Below are 17,615 nucleotides of genomic sequence, written 5' to 3'. Positions count from 1 at the left end.
AAGTATAGGTAATCTATTTTTTTTTGAGATTAATAAAAACCTAATTTATTTTTTGAATTCTTCCATCAATAATAGACTGAATTGGTTCTTTTGATTTTTTTATATAATCTACTAATGCTTCAAAATCAGTTGGTCCTCTTTCAGCATCTTTACCGTTTTTAAAAGATACAAATCCATCTCCACCTGAAGCTAAAAATGCGTTCGCAACGACGCTGTAAGTTTTCGAAGGAATAATTTCTTCTCCATTTGTTAAGCGAATACTTGTTACTTTTTCTCCATTAGGCTTGTTCGCATCCCAAGTATATTGGATCCCTGAAATTTGAAGCATTCTTGTTATGTCTTTTTGCCATTGTTGATTTAAAATATCACGAATGTCTTGGCCTGTTAAATTTACTTTTATTAATTGATTTCCGAATGGTTGAATACCATATATCTCGCCCCATGTAATATCACCAGCATCTAAGTCATTACGAATACCACCAGGATTCATAAGTGCAATTTGGGATTGCATTGTTGTACGCTGGGCATCAGCAACTAAATTTCCAAGAGTAGATTCACCAGCCGTATTGAGTTTGCGATCTAGTGGAGCAATAGACTTACCTACAACTTCATTAACAAGAGGTGCGATTTTTGCTTGATATTTCTCCATCTTCTTCTTTATTTTTTTATCAGGCTCCATGCCTTCATGGTAAGTTGTAACAATTTCTGCTTTTTTCTCAACAATATCTTGTGTCTTACGGTCAATCTTTACATCAACATCAGCAAAAGCCATACCATAAGAATTTGCTTGTACGACAAGTTTATTATTAACAGTTCCATTTACATACGTGTGGCTATGCCCACCAAAAATAACATCGACTTCTGGATCAGTCTCATTTGCTAATCGGACGATATCACCATTCGTTACGCCGTTCCCATCTGTTGTACCTCCGTTATGTGCAAGAACAACGATAGATTTAACGCCTAGTTTTTTTAATTGCTTTACGGATTTGTTAATAGCTTCAACTTCATCTGTAATTTCCACATTCTTTAGCATAGTAGGCATAACAAGGTTAGGAACATCCGTTGTTACAACTCCGATAAATCCAACAGGAACTCCTTGTACCTTTTTTATAGTGAATGGTGGTAAAAATAAACGACCGGTGGATTTATTATAGAAATTTGCAGCAACATATGGGAATTTTGCTCCTTTAAAATTCCCTGTTTTCTCATGATATCCACCATAAATAAGGCGGTTCATTTCCGCAACACCTTCATCAAATTCATGATTTCCTATAGTTCCAACATCGAATTTCAAATCATTTAGAAATTCAATCGTAGGTTCGTCTTGTAATAATGCTGAAACAGGAGTACTTGCTCCAACAACATCGCCAGCATGTACCTTTAATGTATTCGGATTTTGTTTTTCACGATCACGTAAATAAGCCCCTAAGTACTCAATTCCCCCTGCATCTTTATTGTTAATTTTTTTTACAGTGTCTAGTTGCCCATGAAAATCGTTAATACCGAGCATTTGCACATCTATGTAGCGGTTTGGTTCTGTACTCGCTTGGATTGAAGGCGCAGCAAATACACTAGTAAAAGTAACTGTACTTAATGCTAAAGCAACTGGAATGATTTTTTTCAACATAAAATTTCTCTCCCCTAATTAAAATCTGACATAATACGATGTTATTTTAATATATTAAGAGAATTATTTCCATAAAAATTCTACCAATTATAAAAATTAATAAGATTTTATTGTTTTCTGACAAGATATTTTTTCCTCAAAAAAATGTATATTTCTTTGTTTTGAGGAAGAAATATTATCTTGATAGTAATATAACAATACTTCTAAGAAATCTAAAAAACTCTAATCAATACATTTTAGCTGTTAAGAAGAATATTCAATCCAAAACTAATGGCGATTTATTAACCTAACATCTCAATATCAATATTTAAAAAGATGCTCCTGGATTTATCCAAGAGCATCTTTTATAAAGCTTTGTTTTAACTTATTTATAATGTCTCAATTAACAATTATATAGTTGTAATCAGTCCTTTAAAAATGATAGGAGTGCTTCATTAAATTCTTTAGCATGCGTTGCATTGAGCCCATGTGGACCACCCTTTATTAATGCTACTTTAGAATTAGGAATTGCTTCATGTGTTAATTTCCCACTATATTCATATGGTACAGTTGCATCTGAATCACCATGAATGACAAGGGTAGGTATATTAATCTTGGCTAAATCGCTTCTGAAGTCTGTTTTGCTGAAAGCAGCGATACAATCTAATGTTCCTTTAGGTGATGCACCCGCAGCGATATCCCTATTGTAAAGTCGAAATGGTTCACTAACTAAGTCAGTTCGATCTCCAGCAGCAAAAAAACCTTTCGTAAACTCATCAAGGAATGCTATGCGATCACTTTTCACTCCATTTTCAAATCCTTGAATTGCTACATCATCTAATACACCCTCAGGATGATCTGCTGACTTGTAAAGGAATGGTGGTACAGCTCCGGCAAATACAGCCTTCTCTATTCTATGGGTTCCATATTTCCCAATATACCGGGCTACTTCGCCTCCCCCATAGAAAAACCAACAAGTGTGACATTTTGAAGCTCTAAATGTTCTAATAGTTGATGTAAATCAGAAGTAAAGGTATCATATTCATACCCTTCCCACGGCTGAGATGATTTTCCAAAGCCTCGACGATCATATGTTATAACTCTGTATCCAGCCTCAACAAGAGCGGGAACTTGATATTCCCAAGATCGACCACTTAACGGCCAACCATGAATGAGTACAACTGGTTTTCCTATACCATGATCCTCATAATATATCTCAATTGGTGCTTGATTTTCGGTTCCTACAGTAATTTTTGCCATTCTCCTACCTCCTTTAATATGTATCCTTTTCTTCAATAATTCGGATGAATCTCATAAGCTATTCATGCACGTTTATGTTGTGAACTCTAAGTATGAAACTCTATTGTTCCAATGCATTTTTTCTCCGTTTGGAACAATCCCCCCTCTAATACCTTTTTCATCATAAAATAATTACTGAACATTACTCATATTCAATTGTAATAACAAAAATAGGTGACTATCAATATTGTTCTATCTATAGGATGTATAGGTAAAACCAATCTATTTTATAGTGAAAACAACTATAGTTACGACCTATACAAATTATAGATAATTTAGAATTGATTAATGAATCAGTTTTCAAATACTATAAGTTTGTATAGCACTTCATGTTCTGTGAATGCTGCTATAACCAATATTATTGGTCAGCTTAGTTATAAACGAAGAAACTTATGATAGTATTCGACTATTTAAACTTTCTTCGATTACTTAATTTTTAGGAGGAATACATAATGACTGATCTCTATTCTCGTATTAACAAAGATGATGCTGTCGTGCTTTTAGTAGATCATCAAACTGGTCTTATGTCCGGACTAGTACGTGACTATGGTGTTGATGAATTCAAGAACAATGTTTTAGCTCTTGCTCATACTGCTAAGTTTTTTGATTTACCAGTTATTTTAACAACAAGTTTTGAAAACGGACCTAACGGACCTTTAATGCAAGAATTGGTTGATCTCTTTCCTCATGCACCAAAAATAGCTCGACCTGGACAAATTAACGCATGGGATAATGATGATTTTGTAAAAGCAATCGAAGAAACTGGAAAAAAGCAAATTATCATCGCCGGCGTAGTTACGGACGTTTGTGTTGCTTTCCCTGCACTTTCCGCTATAAAAGCTGGATATGAAGTATTTGCTGTTACTGATGCTTCAGGTACTTTCAATAAACAAGTTGCAGATGCTGCAAATACTCGTATGGCACATAGTGGTGTGCAACTTATGAACTGGTTTAGCGTAGCTTGCGAATTACAACGCGATTGGCGCAACGATGTCGAAGGTTTTGGCAATTTGCTTGCTAGCAATCTTCCAGGCTATCAAAATATAATTGGAAGCTATATGGGCGCACAGCGAGATCTTAGTAAACAAAATGCATAAATGTATTTCAAGGAAATAGCTTTAAATCACTTTTTAAAAAATGGATAGTATACATTTAGTGCTGATTAAATCAGCACTCTCTTTTTAATTAACAGAAAAAACATTATTTTCAATAATATTGATTTTAAACAATTAAAAAAGGAGCGTTTTATTATGAGTAATTTAGAATTGTTAAATCCGGAGAACAGTGCCTTAATTTTGATTGATTTTCAGCCTCAAATGACTTTTGGAGTTGCAAGTATTGATAGACAAACATTGATTAATAACGTTATGCTGCTTGCTAAATCAGCAAAAACTTTTAACGTACCTACTATTCTTACTACAGTTGAAACACGCAGCTTTTCTGGTTATTTTTGGCCGCAAATTCTTGACATATTCCCAAACCATGAAATTATAGAACGCAGTTCAATGAATTCTTGGGAAGATCCAAAATTTGTTGAAGCAGTTAAAGCAACAGGTAGAAAGAAATTAATATTTGCAGCACTTTGGACTGAAGTTTGCCTTGCATTCCCTGTGCTTGAAGCAATTAAAGCTGGCTATGAGGTGTATGCAGTTGATGATGCTTCAGGTGGTACTAGTTTGACAGCACATAACGCTGCTATGCGTCGTGTAGAACAAGCTGGTGCAATTCCAGTGACAGCAATTCAAGTTTTACTTGAATACCAACGTGATTGGGCACACAAAGACACTTATGATGCTGTAATGGAGATTGTAAAAGAACACACTGGCGCTTATGGTCAAGGTGTAGAATACGCATATACTATGGTTCACGGCGCGCTTCCAAGCAGAAAAATATGAAACTAGAAGGAGTAGCTGTCGAAGAGACTCATACAGAGAACACAATGGATGCTGCTAATCCAGTAACAACGATTGTTACATGGGAAATTCAACAGGGTAAAGAAAAACAGTTTGAAACATGGAGACATGAAATTGAGGCTGCGGCTACTAAATTCCCAGGACATTTAGGTGTAAATCTAATAGTCCCAAGTAACGAATCCAGAGAGTATACTGTTATTTTTCGCTTTGATACGTATGAGCATCTACGTGCTTGGCAAGAATCAGATGTTCGCCGGGATTTGTTAAAAACGGCCGAGCAATTTCAAGCCACTAATCCAACTTACAAAACTGAAAGCAGTTTGGCTTATTGGTTTGTTACTCCGAAAACGCCAGTTCCACCGCCAAAATGGAAAATGTCTATCGTTACCCTTTTGGGTGTATGGCCTCTTAGCATGTTAGTTCCTAAATTGATAGGACCTATTATAAAACATATGAATCCTATTATGTCAGCTTTTTTTGTTTCTGTATGTATAGTGTCCTTGCTATCATGGGTAGTCATGCCGATTTTCGGTAAATTATTTCATCCATGGTTACAAAATAATAGAAAGTAGACGAGGTGTGAACATGACTTTACCGGATATGATCTTATATAACGGAAAAATTACTACCCTTGACCCTTCTCAACCTGAGGTATCTGCTATCGCCATAACTGATGGTTTAGTCACTGCAGTAGGTGGAGATGAGCTTCTTAATAGTGCCACGGAAAAAACAAAGAAAATAGACCTTAAAAGAAAGAGAGCTATTCCAGGCCTGAATGACTCTCATATACACGTTATTCGTGGTGGTCTACATTATAATATGGAATTACGTTGGGAAGGCGTGCCATCACTTTTTATTGCTCTAGAAATGCTCAAAGAACAGGCAAGGCGTACACCTGCTCCTCAGTGGGTAAGAGTAGTTGGAGGTTGGTCTGAATTTCAATTTAAAGAGAGACGGTTGCCAACTTTGGAAGAAATTAATGCCGTTTCTGAACACACTCCTGTCTTTGTGCTACATCTTTACGATAGAGCACTTGTAAATCGTGCAGGGCTGCATGCACTGGGATATACGAAAGATACACCAGACCCTCCAGGCTGCTTAATTGAGCGGGATAAACGAGGTAATCCAACAGGCCTTTTAATTGCGAATCCTAACGCTTCTATTCTTTATTCAAGTTTGGGTAAAGCACCAGTACTTAATTTTGACGACCAGATTAACTCAACTCGCCATTTTATGCGCGAATTAAATAGATTAGGTATTACAAGTGCTATTGACGCAGGTGGTGGATTCCAAAATTATCCGGATGATTACAAAGTTGTTGAACATTTAGCCGAGAAGGAACAATTAACTTTGCGTATTGCTTATAATCTATTTACGCAAAATCCAAATCATGAATATGAAGACTTTGCTTCATGGGCAAAAATTGTTTCTCCAGGTCAAGGAAGTGATAAGTATAAAATGAATGGTGCCGGAGAGATGTTAGTATTCTCAGCAGCCGATTTTGAAAAATTTCAAATGCCACGGCCTGAACTAGCTACGATGATGGAAGCTGACTTAAAGAAAGTAATTTCTCTATTGGTGGAAAACCGTTGGCCCTTCCGTTTACATGCAACTTATGATGAGTCAATCACACGTTTCTTAAATGTATTTGAGGAAGTTAACAGTGAAATTCCTTTTAATGGTCTACGATGGTGGTTTGACCATGCAGAAACAATCTCAGATCGTAGTATGGAACGTGTTAAGGCTTTAAATGGCGGTATTGCCATCCAAGACCGCATGGCTTTTCAAGGTGAATACTTTGTTGATTTATACGGAAAGGAAGCTGCAAAGCGTACTCCTCCGATTTATCGTATGTTAGACCTTGGTATACCTGTTGGCGCCGGTAGTGATGCAACTAGGGTTTCCAGCTATAACCCTTGGGTTGCCCTTTACTGGATGGTTGCCGGAAAAACCATTGGTGGGCTTTCCATATACGATGAAAAAAATAAACTTGATAGAAAAGTAGCCCTGGAATTATATTCAAAAGGAAGTGCGTGGTTCTCTGATGATGAAGGTAAAAAGGGAACCCTGGCAGTAGGTCAGTTTGCTGATCTTGCTGTATTGTCTGCTGACTACTTTACTGTGCCAGAAGAAGAAATCAAAAACCTTGAATCATTACTCACCATTATGGGTGGGCAGGTTGTTTATGGAAATGATGAATTTAAAAATTTATCACCTGAATTGCCGCCAGCATCACCTGATTGGTCACCGACGGGCGTTTATGGTTATGGTGGTGCTAACCTAGCCAACACTATACTTTCCCACGATTCCCATGATAACAAGTTACATAGTTGCAGTAACCCTCTCCATCAACACACTCATACCGTAATAGGAAAAGATGGAACTACATGGGGTATCGGTTGTACTTGCTTTGCTTTCTAAGTCAAAACCACCGGTATAATGCCGGTGGTTTTCTTTCTGCAATAAGGGTATGTAGATTCGAAATAGCATTGTATATCCCTACATGGAATGTGTTACTATGCGATAAGACCGAAGAATTGATTGATTAACTTAACTTGTTTTTGATAGCCTTCTCTCCTTGCAAAGTCTGTCCTTTTTTCCTTAATTAAAAGTCAATGGTATCCCCCTCTTGATCGACTACACCACACATATAAATCCACTGCCCTTTGACTTTAATATAGATCTTAATTTTTCAATTGTTACACTAGAATCATTATTATTTCTATTACACTGATACTTTTTGCGAATCATTTAACTTCTGCATAAAGATACGTGCTGCAAAACTTAAAAATTTATCATCAAAGTGAATAAGATTAATATCTTGGCTTGGTGTTGGATCAGTAATACGAACTATGCTCAAAGTATCATTATTAACAAAGTTAACCAGTGAAAGAGGTATTATGGCAACCCCATGTCCATTGTATACAAGGCTCAATAGAGAAATAGAAGATTTTGTTTCTATATTTGCTTCAGATAAAGATAACCCTAAACTCTCACAATATATCTTAATAGATTCACGACAACTACATGAAACCATTATTCTACTCAGCCCTACTAATTCTCGAAAAGAAACAAATGATTTTTCATTCAAAGGATGATTTTTTGGAATTACAAGGACGAGCTCTTCACTATACAAAAGGGTGCTTGTTAATATGTCTGGAATTTGAGCACTACGTGTAATCCCGAAATCAATATTTTTGTCAACGATTTGATTTACAGCAACTTCGGATTCTATAATCTTTACTACAATGTTGGGATAATGTTGTTGAAACTTCATAATATAAGGTGTTAAATAAGTGAGATCCTCTAATAAACCTCCTATAGTAATCACACCTCTTTTTACACCCTTTAATTCAAAAATTTCATTATACACGTCATCAAATTGTTGCATGATAAATTTTCCTTTATCAAATAGCAGCTTACCCGCTTCTGTCATTTTGATACCTCTTCCAACTCGATGAAACAAGGGTGTATCAAGTTCCCCTTCTAAAACACGGATTTGTTGACTTAAAGTCGGCTGTGAAATACCTAGAACTTCCGCAGCTTTAGTGAAACTATTATTATTACAAACTTGAATAAAATACTCTAAATGACGTAATTCCATTCTTGATACCCACTCTCCGCTTTATGAAAGATTTATAATTTAAAGGACGATATGTATACGTTAACATAACAACTTTATTTCATGCTATACCAATTGAAATTACATGGTTTATTCATTTTGTATTATAATAAATTTACTACCATTTATTAATTTTTCCTCCTATTTATTTAAATTAGATTTAATTAGGACATTACTAATTCGAGATATATTTCTAAAAATTTATAGTTCGAGTGCATAATACCCTAATTTTTTCAACTTTTCGATTATCATTTTTTTCTCAATATAGTCCAAACCACCAAATATATGCCGAATCGCCTCTTTATGCTGAGGAAAAATACTATCCATTAACTGAATACCATCTGAAGTAATTGACGCATACGTGACACGGCGGTCTTTTGGACATGGTTTTCGTATTAAGAACCTCTTCTTTTCCAACTTATCCACTACATACGTGATACTACTACTTGCAAGTAATATTTTCCCTCCAATTTTTTGTATAGGCTGATCGCCTTTACTATATAGTAGCTCAAGCACTGCAAATTCAGTTGGATTAAGTCCATAACTTTTTATATCCTCTTCAATACGCTTAGTAATTGCCTGTGCTGCCCTTGATAATGTAACAAATAACTTTAAAGATAAGCTCTCATCATTAATCACACTCATAATTACCAATCCTTTACAAGTTATCTTGAATTCGAGATTTATTATATTATCGTCGAAATATTATGTCAATAATTCATTTTAGTTTTATTAAGCCCCTTATCATTTATTTCTCAACATAAGAAATATGGAATTAGAAGAAAAAATTGTTAATATATAAGTATCTCAATTACGTTATTTCTTTTAAAGAGAGCTTGTATTCTAACGCAAGTTCTCCTTTTTTATATTCTAAATTGAATCCGGACAAAGTTCACATATTGAGTCTGCCCATGTATATGCTATAGTTTTTAAACAAAGATTAGAGCCCTCCTACAAGAAGGAGAGCTCTAATCTTTCATATAAATATTCACAATTTTTATCATTGCGGGGACATCAAAACTTTAACTTGATAGGGATATGGCACTACCCCAATTAATAAATATTATTAACTATATATCTATCATATTTTTTATAAACAGGACTAATTAGATTTAAAAAAAGATTTCTTTTTCTTTACTCGTAATAAATCACCTGTCCACCCTTTGAATCGCATATACATATACATACCTACCGTTGTGAAAATAATAAATAAGAGAGCGATTAAATAGCTATATTTCCATTCTAGTTCAGGCATGTATTTAAAATTCATCCCCCATAATGCTCCTAAAGCTGTCAAAGGCGTACTCACAGCAGTTAATACAGTAAGAGCTTTCATAATTTCATTCCCACGATGAGAAGAAACAACTTCTTGTAAATGAATCATCGTGTCTAATTCTTCTTGGTACTCTTTAACAAGTTGTAATCCACGCTCTAATTTTACGTGTGTTTGTTTATAACAAAGGGTGTTTGTTAAGTTTTCTAACCAAGCTTCCTCCAAGCCTTGTAACACTTCCTGTATTAAGCGAAACACATGTGTGTTCATAAATAATTCATGACGAATATGATAAATTCTTTCTAAAACTGCTATGTTATTATGATGATAAAAATCCCATAATACATTTCTGAAATTGTTTTCAAAATAGTCAACCTTTCGTAAATAGTGAGATATAAATATTGATAAGATAGCACATACTCCTTCAGCGGAACTATTACAATTTTTTATACCCATAGGAAAATTATGTATTAATTTTTGGAAATCCTCTTCCTCTTTTTCCTGGACTGTTATCAGTATTCCATGAGCTACGAAATAATGAATAAATTTTTGAATTTTGGCATCCTTTTTATCTTGATCATATAAAAACGAACCATATACACAAGTTTGACTTGGTGATAACGTATAAACATATAATCCATTTTCACAAGGAGAACTTATTTTCTTTACAAATTGAGAGAAATAAGATGTTACATCACGAGGGATTATAGAAGAAAGTTTTTCAAGCTCACTAGTTTTCACATGATACCAACTCCATTTCGTCATTTTTATGCATTCCATATTATTCTTCCTTTCTAAATAGTTTTATGTTTGATCGAATCATATCCGTAATATGAAATTTGTATGTAGGTATTCATATCTTGAAGGAAAAGTTTTTAGATTATCTAAATTACAAAATAAATGGCATAGGAGGTCTTATTCTTTTAAAAGAAAGACCCCCTATATATTAGTTATTTTTATTCTCAATTTTAAACATTTCCTCTATACAAGCACTTTTTATCTTTTCTTATAAATAATTTATTATATATGGAAATCAAGCCCTATAATTTAGCAGTTCTATTCAACAAAATTCATTTCGATCGTTATTATAATTGGGATTTTTGTGCAGATTGATTGGTGATGTCCTCAAATACTTGACTCCCAATAATATAGTATCCATGAAGCGCGGCCTCTTTTGAAGCGTCTACCATACGGAAAGAAGCAATTTCACCTTGCATTTTTTCAATTCGTTTTTTGTGGATATCTACTATTCCTCCGGTCCAAATAATAGTATCATACTGGTCTAACTTAAATTGTTCTTGTAATACACGCATGACGTCTTGGAAGTGTGCATCCAACTCTTTTTGAATTAAAATATCCACCTGACTTGTCTCATAATTTTCGTCTCGATCTCCATATCCTTTTTCTAATATTTTTGGCATGTCGTTAATATGCAATTGATTACTTTCACCCGCATGATTCTGCAGGATATTCTTAATATTTTTCAAAGGCTTGCTACATCCTAGTTCCGTCTCATAATGATTTAAAATGAGATTCTGTTTCATATCTGCCATTTCTAATGTACGAAATCCACCATCAATAATTAAGATGCGATCTTGTTCCTGAATAATTCCCTCTTTTAAGAAATAGGCATGTAAAGCGACTGGTTGCTGAAGAATCAAAGCATTTTCCACCGTAATATTAATAAATTTCCCATCAATTTGCACGGAAGTTTCTTTTTTTAGTGCATGTTGTAATTGCTCGTGCTGACTACCAAAACAAGTGACTGGAAGCCCGGTAACAACTAAAGGTAACACGACATTTTCTTTATAATCCTTTGCAATGCAACCAAATATTTGTTGTTTAAAACGTTCGCTTTCATAATAATTTTCTATTTCTTCATTAAATGGAGGAAGCAATGAAGCGTCAGATTGATGTGCTTCATTTCCCATGTAGTATGCAAAGTCTAAGTCTATAAAACTCACCTTTGTTAAATCTTCACTGTCAGTATGATTAGGTACAGGGGCTAGTGTGGAAGCTTCACTCTTAATCGTCATCTCAGAATCTACATCCTGTCGATATGCCCGCTTGGTAAAGCCAATTCCTACATCAATTGCATACAGAGATTTCATACTTTTTTCCTCACTTTCTCTTTTAAGAATTAAATCTAGGCACTCTCTTCTTTCCCTTCTTTCACATATTTCTTTTCATTTTTCGTTTTTTCTCCGTCTAGGTTCCTACTATTTTCATTTATTTCGTAATCCTTTTCATCTTTTTTCTTTTTGTTACTTTCGTTTTCTGTTAAGTCTTTAATGGTAGAAATGACAACTGGTGTGGCTGTAAGCAATTGTGGTAATGTTTGTTTTGCAACATTAGCTGCAGTTGCAGAGAATTGTTTACTTGTCTCAGTTACCTTCTCCAATGTTTCCTTTATGTTTCCTTCTTGTAGTTTTTCTTTTACGCTTTTTCCTTTTGTTTGTATAGCTTTCCGATTTTCTTTTTTTAATAGGGAGACGATGACTCCGGTCGTAATCCCAATCACAGCATATTTAAATATAGTATGTTTCATTTTTCTCACCCTTCTCTACTTTTATTTTCTTCAATGCTACAACTTAAAATAATTACCTTACCTATTGCAATCTATTAGAGAGAATGATAGGTTTGCGACTTCCTATCACTCGCCATTGGTGTTTCAGCTGTTACTAGGAGTAAAATCCTCCCTTGATCTAGTTTTTCTTCATATAAGTTAGCTTCCTCCTTCGACAATCCCATTTCTTCCATTTGATTTCGAAGTTCGTCCCCTTTTTTGGAGAAAAAGTTGATAATACTTGTTCCCAATCCTTGTTCTTTTACTCCAATCGTATTTGTGTTTGTATCATCCGCAATCTTTTTTGTTAGATGTTTTTCATGTGTTAAGACATACATGTCATCTTGGTGAATCCCTTGCAATTCTAGCTCTTTTACTTTCATAACTACTTCCTGTTCATTTTCATATTCATGAACCACCGGTTTTCTTTCATTCTTGTGCATTGTATTTTTCCTCCTTTAGATTTTTTATTTTTTTATTTAGTTGTTATGTAATATGTAATACACCTATTTTAAAGATGTTAAACCTAAATTTTCAAAAAATTTCATAAAATAAGTTATAAATGTTTTTGAATATCACAGCGATGTCACGAGAAGTTTGCTTTGATAAAAGTGCTACAAATAACGATTTGTTTGGAAGGCAAGCCCATTGTTTTATAGAAAATTTCTATTTAGAAAAAGTTACAAAAGGAGTACAAGATATTTTTTTCGTTAATTAAATCCTAGGAAAATAAAAAAGCACTCTTTTTAAAAGAGTGCTAAAAAACATATAACCTAATAATGTTTCTAGTTTGATTACAGAAAGAAAGTCTTTATTAAAACATATAGTTGCTAATTTAATTGCGATCTTCCTTGCACCCAAGCAGCAATGTCATTTATAACATACTCAGGGATATTAGCAGGACTATAATATTCATCCGGTTTACTTATTTCTCCATCACCTTCTGTAAAGAAATGATTTAACTTCGGATATAGTCGATAATCGACGTTATCTCGTTCTTTTAATTGTTCTTTCCAAAGAGGAATTTCGATTTTTGATTGAACTTGATAGTCTCTTTCCCCTTGAATAATAAGAAGCGGTGTCTTTTGTTCTTTTGACATTTCGGCTGCTTTAATTTTTCGGATAGAATCCCAAAATATTGCTGATCCTAAGTAAAAATCTTTTGGAGGATTCTGACCAGAGAAATTTGGATCATTTAATAATTCAAATTGCGATTTGTAGAATTTATATTGCTCCTGGTTCATTGCTCCAATAGAGAAAAGGTACTCAAATTGATCTAAAACAACGTCTTGGATCGTACGAGCTGGCCCTCCCATTACAATTGCTCCAGCAATATTTTTATTTTGGTCTTTTTCAATCATTTTCGGAAGCATCATTCCACCTTGACTATGACCCAAAATATAAATTTGATTTTTATTTATTAGAGGCTCATTTTTAAGAAATTGAGTTACAAGAAGAGCATCATCTGTTGTCTCTTTATCAACTGTATAAAAGGGACTAAATTGTGTTTTCAACCCATGTTCATAAGTTCTTTTATTATAGCGAAGGACAGCAATTCCCTTCGATGCAAGACCTTCAGCTAAATCGCGAAACGGTTTTAAAGCAAACGCTGTTTCATCCTGATCAGTTGCTCCTGATCCTTGAACAAGAATAACCGCTGGAAAAGGACCATTTCCTTTTGGAACCGACAATGTTCCTGGTAATGGAAATGCACCACTTCCAACTACTACTTCTTTATCAACAAATGATTCAGGCTTACTATATGACGGACGCTCAGCAACAGGACTAAACGACATGCTGAGTTGAAAATCGTCTATTTTTCCAGATGGATCTAGTTTAATTAGTAAAGGTACAGTCATTTTTTCAAAAACTAATTGAATCTCCACATTTGTATGAACAGGATTTGTCTCTTTTTGTGTAACCTCTCCAATTTCTATAAAAGAACCTGCTTGTAATTGAACTGGGAGTCCCTCCCAATAGCTCTTCAGCCATTCTTCGGATATTATTTTCTGTAATGACCTTGAGGTTAAATCAAATGCAGATTTATAATCTTCACTATTCATATGGCGAATAAATGAAAGAGTAGTAGATATAATAGGATTTTCATCATCACTATTGTCTACTTTTTTTATAGTTGTGTTTGCTTCCTTTAATTTCGAAATAAATTGATGGTTAAACGGATAATTATATGTATCAGGATATAATCCTGTTTTCAATACTTCCGTATTCCGTCCCTCATACAAACTTGAAGAACTCGTAAAATTTTCAGGTAAAATTACTTCCTCCGCATATGAGACTGAGGGAATTGTTATTGAAAAAATCGCACTAACAAGTAATAACTTATTACTTGTTCTTCTTTTCTTACCCATACTTATTGATTCTCCTTTCAAAATTTAAAATTTCTAATACAGTATGCCAACTATAAGGAAAATAAAAATTATCAAAGAGATTAATAATCTATTTTACGATCCCCCCTAACTAATTAAAAATCTATCATTAACAAACTTCAATAAAAAATGCCCTCCCCCTCTTTTTTTATTGTTGGATTTTCCAAGGACTTAGAAGCACAGCACTAATTTACATGTAAATGACCCATGAGATTCTCTGTTTCAAAAGAAAAAAGCACCCCACTAGATGCTTTCTTTAATTGTTCTCACTCTCATTTATTTAGTTAATTCTCTTATTACTGTAAAATAAATTTATTCTATTTCCTAAATCTCACTTATTTCTTAATTCACTCATACCAATATAAAACCTAATAACCTATCCTCAAAAAATAAAGAAAACAGGTTATTTGGCTATTCATTCCGTAAGCTTACTGCTCAAGTTAGTCTTTTTTCACACGGTTAAACTTTATTAAGAAAACCTTAAGGAATTTCCCTCTATATTTATAAGAATTTTTTTCTATACTGAATCATGTAAATGAACAAGAGGAGAAACGATCATGAAGAAATTTGTAATTTGCATACTAGGAATAGGCCTCCCTATATACTTACTACCTTTCATATTACGCGGAGATTTAGACAGATTTAATCCGATTGCTGAAGAAAAGAATGTATATGCCGTTGCGAAAGGATATGGTGTTCCAGATTATCATCATAAAGGAAGAGCTATGTACTCACTAAAAGGTGTTGATGAATTAAGCAATGAAAAAGAATATAAAGTTGGAACGAACACGCCTAATGATTTTACAAGAAAAATTTACTTAAAAATTCATGTGAAAGGTAAGTATGTCTATTCCTACGATATTATTTCTGAAAAGGACATTCCAGAGAAAATAAGGGGACAATTGGAGATAGCAAAGAAATAAAAGAGCCAATTCGTACGAGTTGGCTCTTTATTATCGCTCCCATCTACCGTTTGGAGAATTCTTTCGATCGATTTATTAAGTTCGTTATCATTGTTTTAACAACCATTCTTCAATTACTTTAACTGTTTCATCCCGTTGTGCTTTTGACGTAATTAAGCTTGCATTATCACCTTTTTGCTCACCATACATGCCAAAATGAGCATGGTTTCCGCCTTTTATCATGTGCATAGTTGTATTCTTTGACATTAACTTTTTATTGTTCTCTATTTTTTCTACAGTTGCTAAAGCATCTACTTCTCCATAAATAGATAACATTGGAATCGATTTTGTAGAGAAATCATCTGCAGGATAAGAGCCTAAGAAAATGATCCCATCTACCTTGTCTTCATTCTGAAAGGCATACTTAGAAATCATAGCTCCGCCCATTGAATGTCCAGCAACGTACCATTTTTGAACTTCAGGGTACTGTTCAATTACACTATCTACCGCATTGATTCCAAGTATCGCTAAGTTTAATGGTAACTTAGGCATTACTACAAAATGCCCATCTTTTGCAAGAGCTTCTCCTAAGTAACTATAAGCTTCAGCTTCTACTTTAGCACCTTGATAAAAAATAACCCCTATTTTAGCATCTTTCTGTCCAAAAACTATATTATCTTCATCTTTTTTATCATCCACTAACGACAAAGCCTCTTTCGTTGGTTTGTAAGTAAACTGGGACCAAGTAAAAAAAGTAATACTCCCTATAAGTAAAATACCAAGTAAAGAGTACAGAACAATTTTCATCCATTTCTTCATATGTATGACCTCCCTAAGATGTATATATTCTATACTTTAGATTATCATTAATAAACATAAAAACTCGAGCATTTTTATTGTGCTCAAATTTTTAGTTCCGTCTTTAATTTATACTATAAATTGTCCAAGATAAATATGTAGCAAATGCAGACCATAAAAAATAAGGGATTAGCAACCATGCCGATACTTTAGATAAATTGGAAGAAAACATAATGAGAAGTAACGTAGTAATAGCGACTAGTAAACAATCTACTGTTGCTAAAAACAAATTCTTTTGGCTAAATTGAAAATAGCTGAANGGAAGAAAACATAATGAGAAGTAACGTAGTAATAGCGACTAGTAAACAATCTACTGTTGCTAAAAACAAATTCTTTTGGCTAAATTGAAAATAGCTGAATGCTTGATTGAATATATAATTTAAAAGGAATACAAACCAAAATGTTTTTGGCTTGAATCCATAGTTGTTGTAAATAATTGCAACTGATAATGCAATAAGTCCAAATAATACAGCCCATATCATTCCGATTGTCATACCAGGAGGTGTCCAAGACGGCTTTTCTAACGCATCATACCAAGTACGATTAATAGGGAATAAAACACTAGAAACATAAAACAAACCATATGTTAGTAAAAATACTATAATACTAGATTTTTTCATAAATATTCTCCTTTTTCAATAGAAGGTTTTAGAAACTTTATATGATTAGTATGTCCTTGTAATGGATAAATTTCTAATATTTAAATTTCAAATACATATCGTTTAATCTATTTTATACGAACTCTTTCATACTTTTATATGCACACAGTGCTCTCTCTCTTGCTGCCTTATGATCAACGACTGGCAAAGGATATGTATTACCAAGCTCTATATTGGCCTTTTGTAAAATATGCTCAGGTGCTTCCCAAGGTTTATGTATATACTTATTCGGTATATCTCTTAATTCTGGTACCCATTTTCTTATATACTCTCCANCCTTTTGTAAAATATGCTCAGGTGCTTCCCAAGGTTTATGTATATACTTATTCGGTATATCTCTTAATTCTGGTACCCATTTTCTTATATACTCTCCATTTTTATCAAACTTTTCTCCTTGTGTGATAGGATTAAAAATACGAAAGTACGGTGATGCATCTGCTCCACTTCCAGCAACCCATTGCCATCCCATTGTATTATTTGCAATATCAGCATCTAGTAGTGTATCCATAAACCATTTTGCTCCTTCN

The 17,615-nt window shown here is 33.9% G+C and carries 16 protein-coding genes and 4 pseudogenes; 6 read left to right on the top strand and 14 right to left on the bottom strand.

What is annotated here, in order from left to right; all coding sequences use genetic code 11:
• Positions 1-40: 40 nt before the first annotated feature.
• Complete coding sequence (locus ASE54_RS11500; RefSeq protein ID WP_000913770.1) at positions 41-1,630, bottom strand: 5'-nucleotidase C-terminal domain-containing protein; 1,590 nt, start codon at positions 1,628-1,630, stop codon at positions 41-43.
• 403 nt (positions 1,631-2,033) lie between these two features.
• A pseudogene (locus ASE54_RS34060) lies at positions 2,034-2,869 on the bottom strand (alpha/beta hydrolase).
• 491 nt (positions 2,870-3,360) lie between these two features.
• On the opposite strand from ASE54_RS34060, the gene ycaC reads away from it, so the two are divergent.
• From ycaC to ASE54_RS11470, 4 genes are all read left to right on the top strand, one after another.
• A complete protein-coding gene (gene ycaC / locus ASE54_RS11485; protein WP_000131212.1) occupies positions 3,361-4,005 on the top strand; it encodes an isochorismate family cysteine hydrolase YcaC in 645 nt (214 codons plus the stop codon).
• A gap of 153 nt (positions 4,006-4,158) precedes the next feature.
• Positions 4,159-4,803 (top strand): hydrolase, encoded by a 645-nt coding sequence (locus tag ASE54_RS11480; protein WP_000067162.1) that lies wholly within the window; start codon positions 4,159-4,161, stop codon positions 4,801-4,803.
• The gene (locus ASE54_RS11475) at positions 4,800-5,393 is read left to right on the top strand and encodes an antibiotic biosynthesis monooxygenase (RefSeq protein WP_000763041.1); all 594 of its coding nucleotides are present in this window, start codon (positions 4,800-4,802) and stop codon (positions 5,391-5,393) included. Before ASE54_RS11480 ends, ASE54_RS11475 begins: the two co-directional genes overlap by 4 nt.
• A gap of 13 nt (positions 5,394-5,406) precedes the next feature.
• Positions 5,407-7,242, top strand: coding sequence for an amidohydrolase (locus ASE54_RS11470; protein ID WP_000174494.1), 1,836 nt, complete (start codon positions 5,407-5,409; stop codon positions 7,240-7,242).
• A gap of 304 nt (positions 7,243-7,546) precedes the next feature.
• Here ASE54_RS11470 and ASE54_RS11465 read toward each other — a convergent pair whose 3' ends face one another.
• The 6 genes from ASE54_RS11465 to ASE54_RS11440 all read right to left on the bottom strand — a co-directional run bounded on the left by ASE54_RS11465 (position 7,547) and on the right by ASE54_RS11440 (position 12,725).
• On the bottom strand, positions 7,547-8,425 hold the full coding sequence (locus ASE54_RS11465) for a LysR family transcriptional regulator (protein ID WP_000423185.1): 879 nt from the start codon (positions 8,423-8,425) through the stop codon (positions 7,547-7,549).
• Between the two features lie 219 nt (positions 8,426-8,644).
• Positions 8,645-9,088 carry a MarR family transcriptional regulator gene (locus tag ASE54_RS11460; protein WP_000111431.1) on the bottom strand — a complete coding sequence of 148 codons (444 nt, stop codon included), beginning with the start codon at positions 9,086-9,088 and terminating at the stop codon, positions 8,645-8,647.
• A gap of 457 nt (positions 9,089-9,545) precedes the next feature.
• On the bottom strand, positions 9,546-10,496 hold the full coding sequence (locus ASE54_RS11455; RefSeq protein ID WP_000388931.1) for a magnesium transporter CorA family protein: 951 nt from the start codon (positions 10,494-10,496) through the stop codon (positions 9,546-9,548).
• Positions 10,497-10,801: 305 nt separating this feature from the next.
• Positions 10,802-11,827 (bottom strand): ParM/StbA family protein, encoded by a 1,026-nt coding sequence (locus tag ASE54_RS11450; RefSeq protein ID WP_000839445.1) that lies wholly within the window; start codon positions 11,825-11,827, stop codon positions 10,802-10,804.
• Between the two features lie 35 nt (positions 11,828-11,862).
• Positions 11,863-12,264: a hypothetical protein gene (locus ASE54_RS11445; protein ID WP_000683213.1), complete on the bottom strand. Its 402-nt coding sequence runs from the start codon at positions 12,262-12,264 to the stop codon at positions 11,863-11,865.
• Positions 12,265-12,338: 74 nt separating this feature from the next.
• Positions 12,339-12,725 carry a general stress protein gene (locus ASE54_RS11440; RefSeq protein ID WP_000549431.1) on the bottom strand — a complete coding sequence of 129 codons (387 nt, stop codon included), beginning with the start codon at positions 12,723-12,725 and terminating at the stop codon, positions 12,339-12,341.
• 119 nt (positions 12,726-12,844) lie between these two features.
• On the opposite strand from ASE54_RS11440, the gene ASE54_RS36835 reads away from it, so the two are divergent.
• Positions 12,845-13,000 carry an acyl dehydratase gene (locus tag ASE54_RS36835; RefSeq protein ID WP_074789697.1) on the top strand — a complete coding sequence of 52 codons (156 nt, stop codon included), beginning with the start codon at positions 12,845-12,847 and terminating at the stop codon, positions 12,998-13,000.
• A 112-nt stretch (positions 13,001-13,112) separates the two neighbouring features.
• Here the strand turns inward: ASE54_RS36835 and ASE54_RS11435 are convergent, their stop codons facing one another.
• Positions 13,113-14,651, bottom strand: a complete 1,539-nt coding sequence (locus ASE54_RS11435) for a DUF3887 domain-containing protein (RefSeq protein ID WP_000516864.1) — start codon at positions 14,649-14,651, stop codon at positions 13,113-13,115.
• Positions 14,652-15,226: 575 nt separating this feature from the next.
• On the opposite strand from ASE54_RS11435, the gene ASE54_RS11430 reads away from it, so the two are divergent.
• Positions 15,227-15,592 carry a YxeA family protein gene (locus tag ASE54_RS11430; protein WP_000714889.1) on the top strand — a complete coding sequence of 122 codons (366 nt, stop codon included), beginning with the start codon at positions 15,227-15,229 and terminating at the stop codon, positions 15,590-15,592.
• Between the two features lie 87 nt (positions 15,593-15,679).
• Here the strand turns inward: ASE54_RS11430 and ASE54_RS11425 are convergent, their stop codons facing one another.
• From ASE54_RS11425 to ASE54_RS36815, 5 genes and pseudogenes are all read right to left on the bottom strand, one after another.
• The gene (locus ASE54_RS11425) at positions 15,680-16,390 is read right to left on the bottom strand and encodes an alpha/beta hydrolase (protein WP_000759148.1); all 711 of its coding nucleotides are present in this window, start codon (positions 16,388-16,390) and stop codon (positions 15,680-15,682) included.
• A 103-nt stretch (positions 16,391-16,493) separates the two neighbouring features.
• Positions 16,494-16,688 (bottom strand): annotated as a pseudogene (locus ASE54_RS36830) (TspO/MBR family protein); the annotation flags it as partial.
• A 1-nt stretch (position 16,689) separates the two neighbouring features.
• On the bottom strand, positions 16,690-17,049 hold a 360-nt coding region (locus tag ASE54_RS36825; RefSeq protein ID WP_057187475.1), incomplete at its 3' end, for a TspO/MBR family protein.
• Between the two features lie 112 nt (positions 17,050-17,161).
• Positions 17,162-17,363, bottom strand: a pseudogene (locus tag ASE54_RS36820) (FAD-binding domain-containing protein); the annotation flags it as partial.
• A gap of 1 nt (position 17,364) precedes the next feature.
• Positions 17,365-17,614: pseudogene (locus tag ASE54_RS36815) on the bottom strand (FAD-binding domain-containing protein); the annotation flags it as partial.
• Between the last annotated feature and the right edge of the window lies 1 nt (position 17,615).

Source organism: Bacillus sp. Root131 (assembly GCF_001429475.1).
Lineage (GTDB): Bacteria > Bacillota > Bacilli > Bacillales > Bacillaceae_G > Bacillus_A > Bacillus_A thuringiensis_S.
This window is presented reverse-complemented; position numbering and strand designations above follow the sequence as displayed.

Bases quoted from the DNA above. Each gene is read 5' to 3' on its own strand.
- ASE54_RS11500 (WP_000913770.1), bottom strand. From the start codon at position 1,630: ATGTTGAAAAAAATCATTCCAGTTGCTTTAGCATTAAGTACAGTTACT.
- ycaC (WP_000131212.1), top strand. From the start codon at position 3,361: ATGACTGATCTCTATTCTCGTATTAACAAAGATGATGCTGTCGTGCTT.
- ASE54_RS11480 (WP_000067162.1), top strand. From the start codon at position 4,159: ATGAGTAATTTAGAATTGTTAAATCCGGAGAACAGTGCCTTAATTTTG.
- ASE54_RS11475 (WP_000763041.1), top strand. From the start codon at position 4,800: ATGAAACTAGAAGGAGTAGCTGTCGAAGAGACTCATACAGAGAACACA.
- ASE54_RS11470 (WP_000174494.1), top strand. From the start codon at position 5,407: ATGACTTTACCGGATATGATCTTATATAACGGAAAAATTACTACCCTT.
- ASE54_RS11465 (WP_000423185.1), bottom strand. From the start codon at position 8,425: ATGGAATTACGTCATTTAGAGTATTTTATTCAAGTTTGTAATAATAAT.
- ASE54_RS11460 (WP_000111431.1), bottom strand. From the start codon at position 9,088: ATGAGTGTGATTAATGATGAGAGCTTATCTTTAAAGTTATTTGTTACA.
- ASE54_RS11455 (WP_000388931.1), bottom strand. From the start codon at position 10,496: ATGGAATGCATAAAAATGACGAAATGGAGTTGGTATCATGTGAAAACT.
- ASE54_RS11450 (WP_000839445.1), bottom strand. From the start codon at position 11,827: ATGAAATCTCTGTATGCAATTGATGTAGGAATTGGCTTTACCAAGCGG.
- ASE54_RS11445 (WP_000683213.1), bottom strand. From the start codon at position 12,264: ATGAAACATACTATATTTAAATATGCTGTGATTGGGATTACGACCGGA.
- ASE54_RS11440 (WP_000549431.1), bottom strand. From the start codon at position 12,725: ATGCACAAGAATGAAAGAAAACCGGTGGTTCATGAATATGAAAATGAA.
- ASE54_RS36835 (WP_074789697.1), top strand. From the start codon at position 12,845: ATGTTTTTGAATATCACAGCGATGTCACGAGAAGTTTGCTTTGATAAA.
- ASE54_RS11435 (WP_000516864.1), bottom strand. From the start codon at position 14,651: ATGGGTAAGAAAAGAAGAACAAGTAATAAGTTATTACTTGTTAGTGCG.
- ASE54_RS11430 (WP_000714889.1), top strand. From the start codon at position 15,227: ATGAAGAAATTTGTAATTTGCATACTAGGAATAGGCCTCCCTATATAC.
- ASE54_RS11425 (WP_000759148.1), bottom strand. From the start codon at position 16,390: ATGAAGAAATGGATGAAAATTGTTCTGTACTCTTTACTTGGTATTTTA.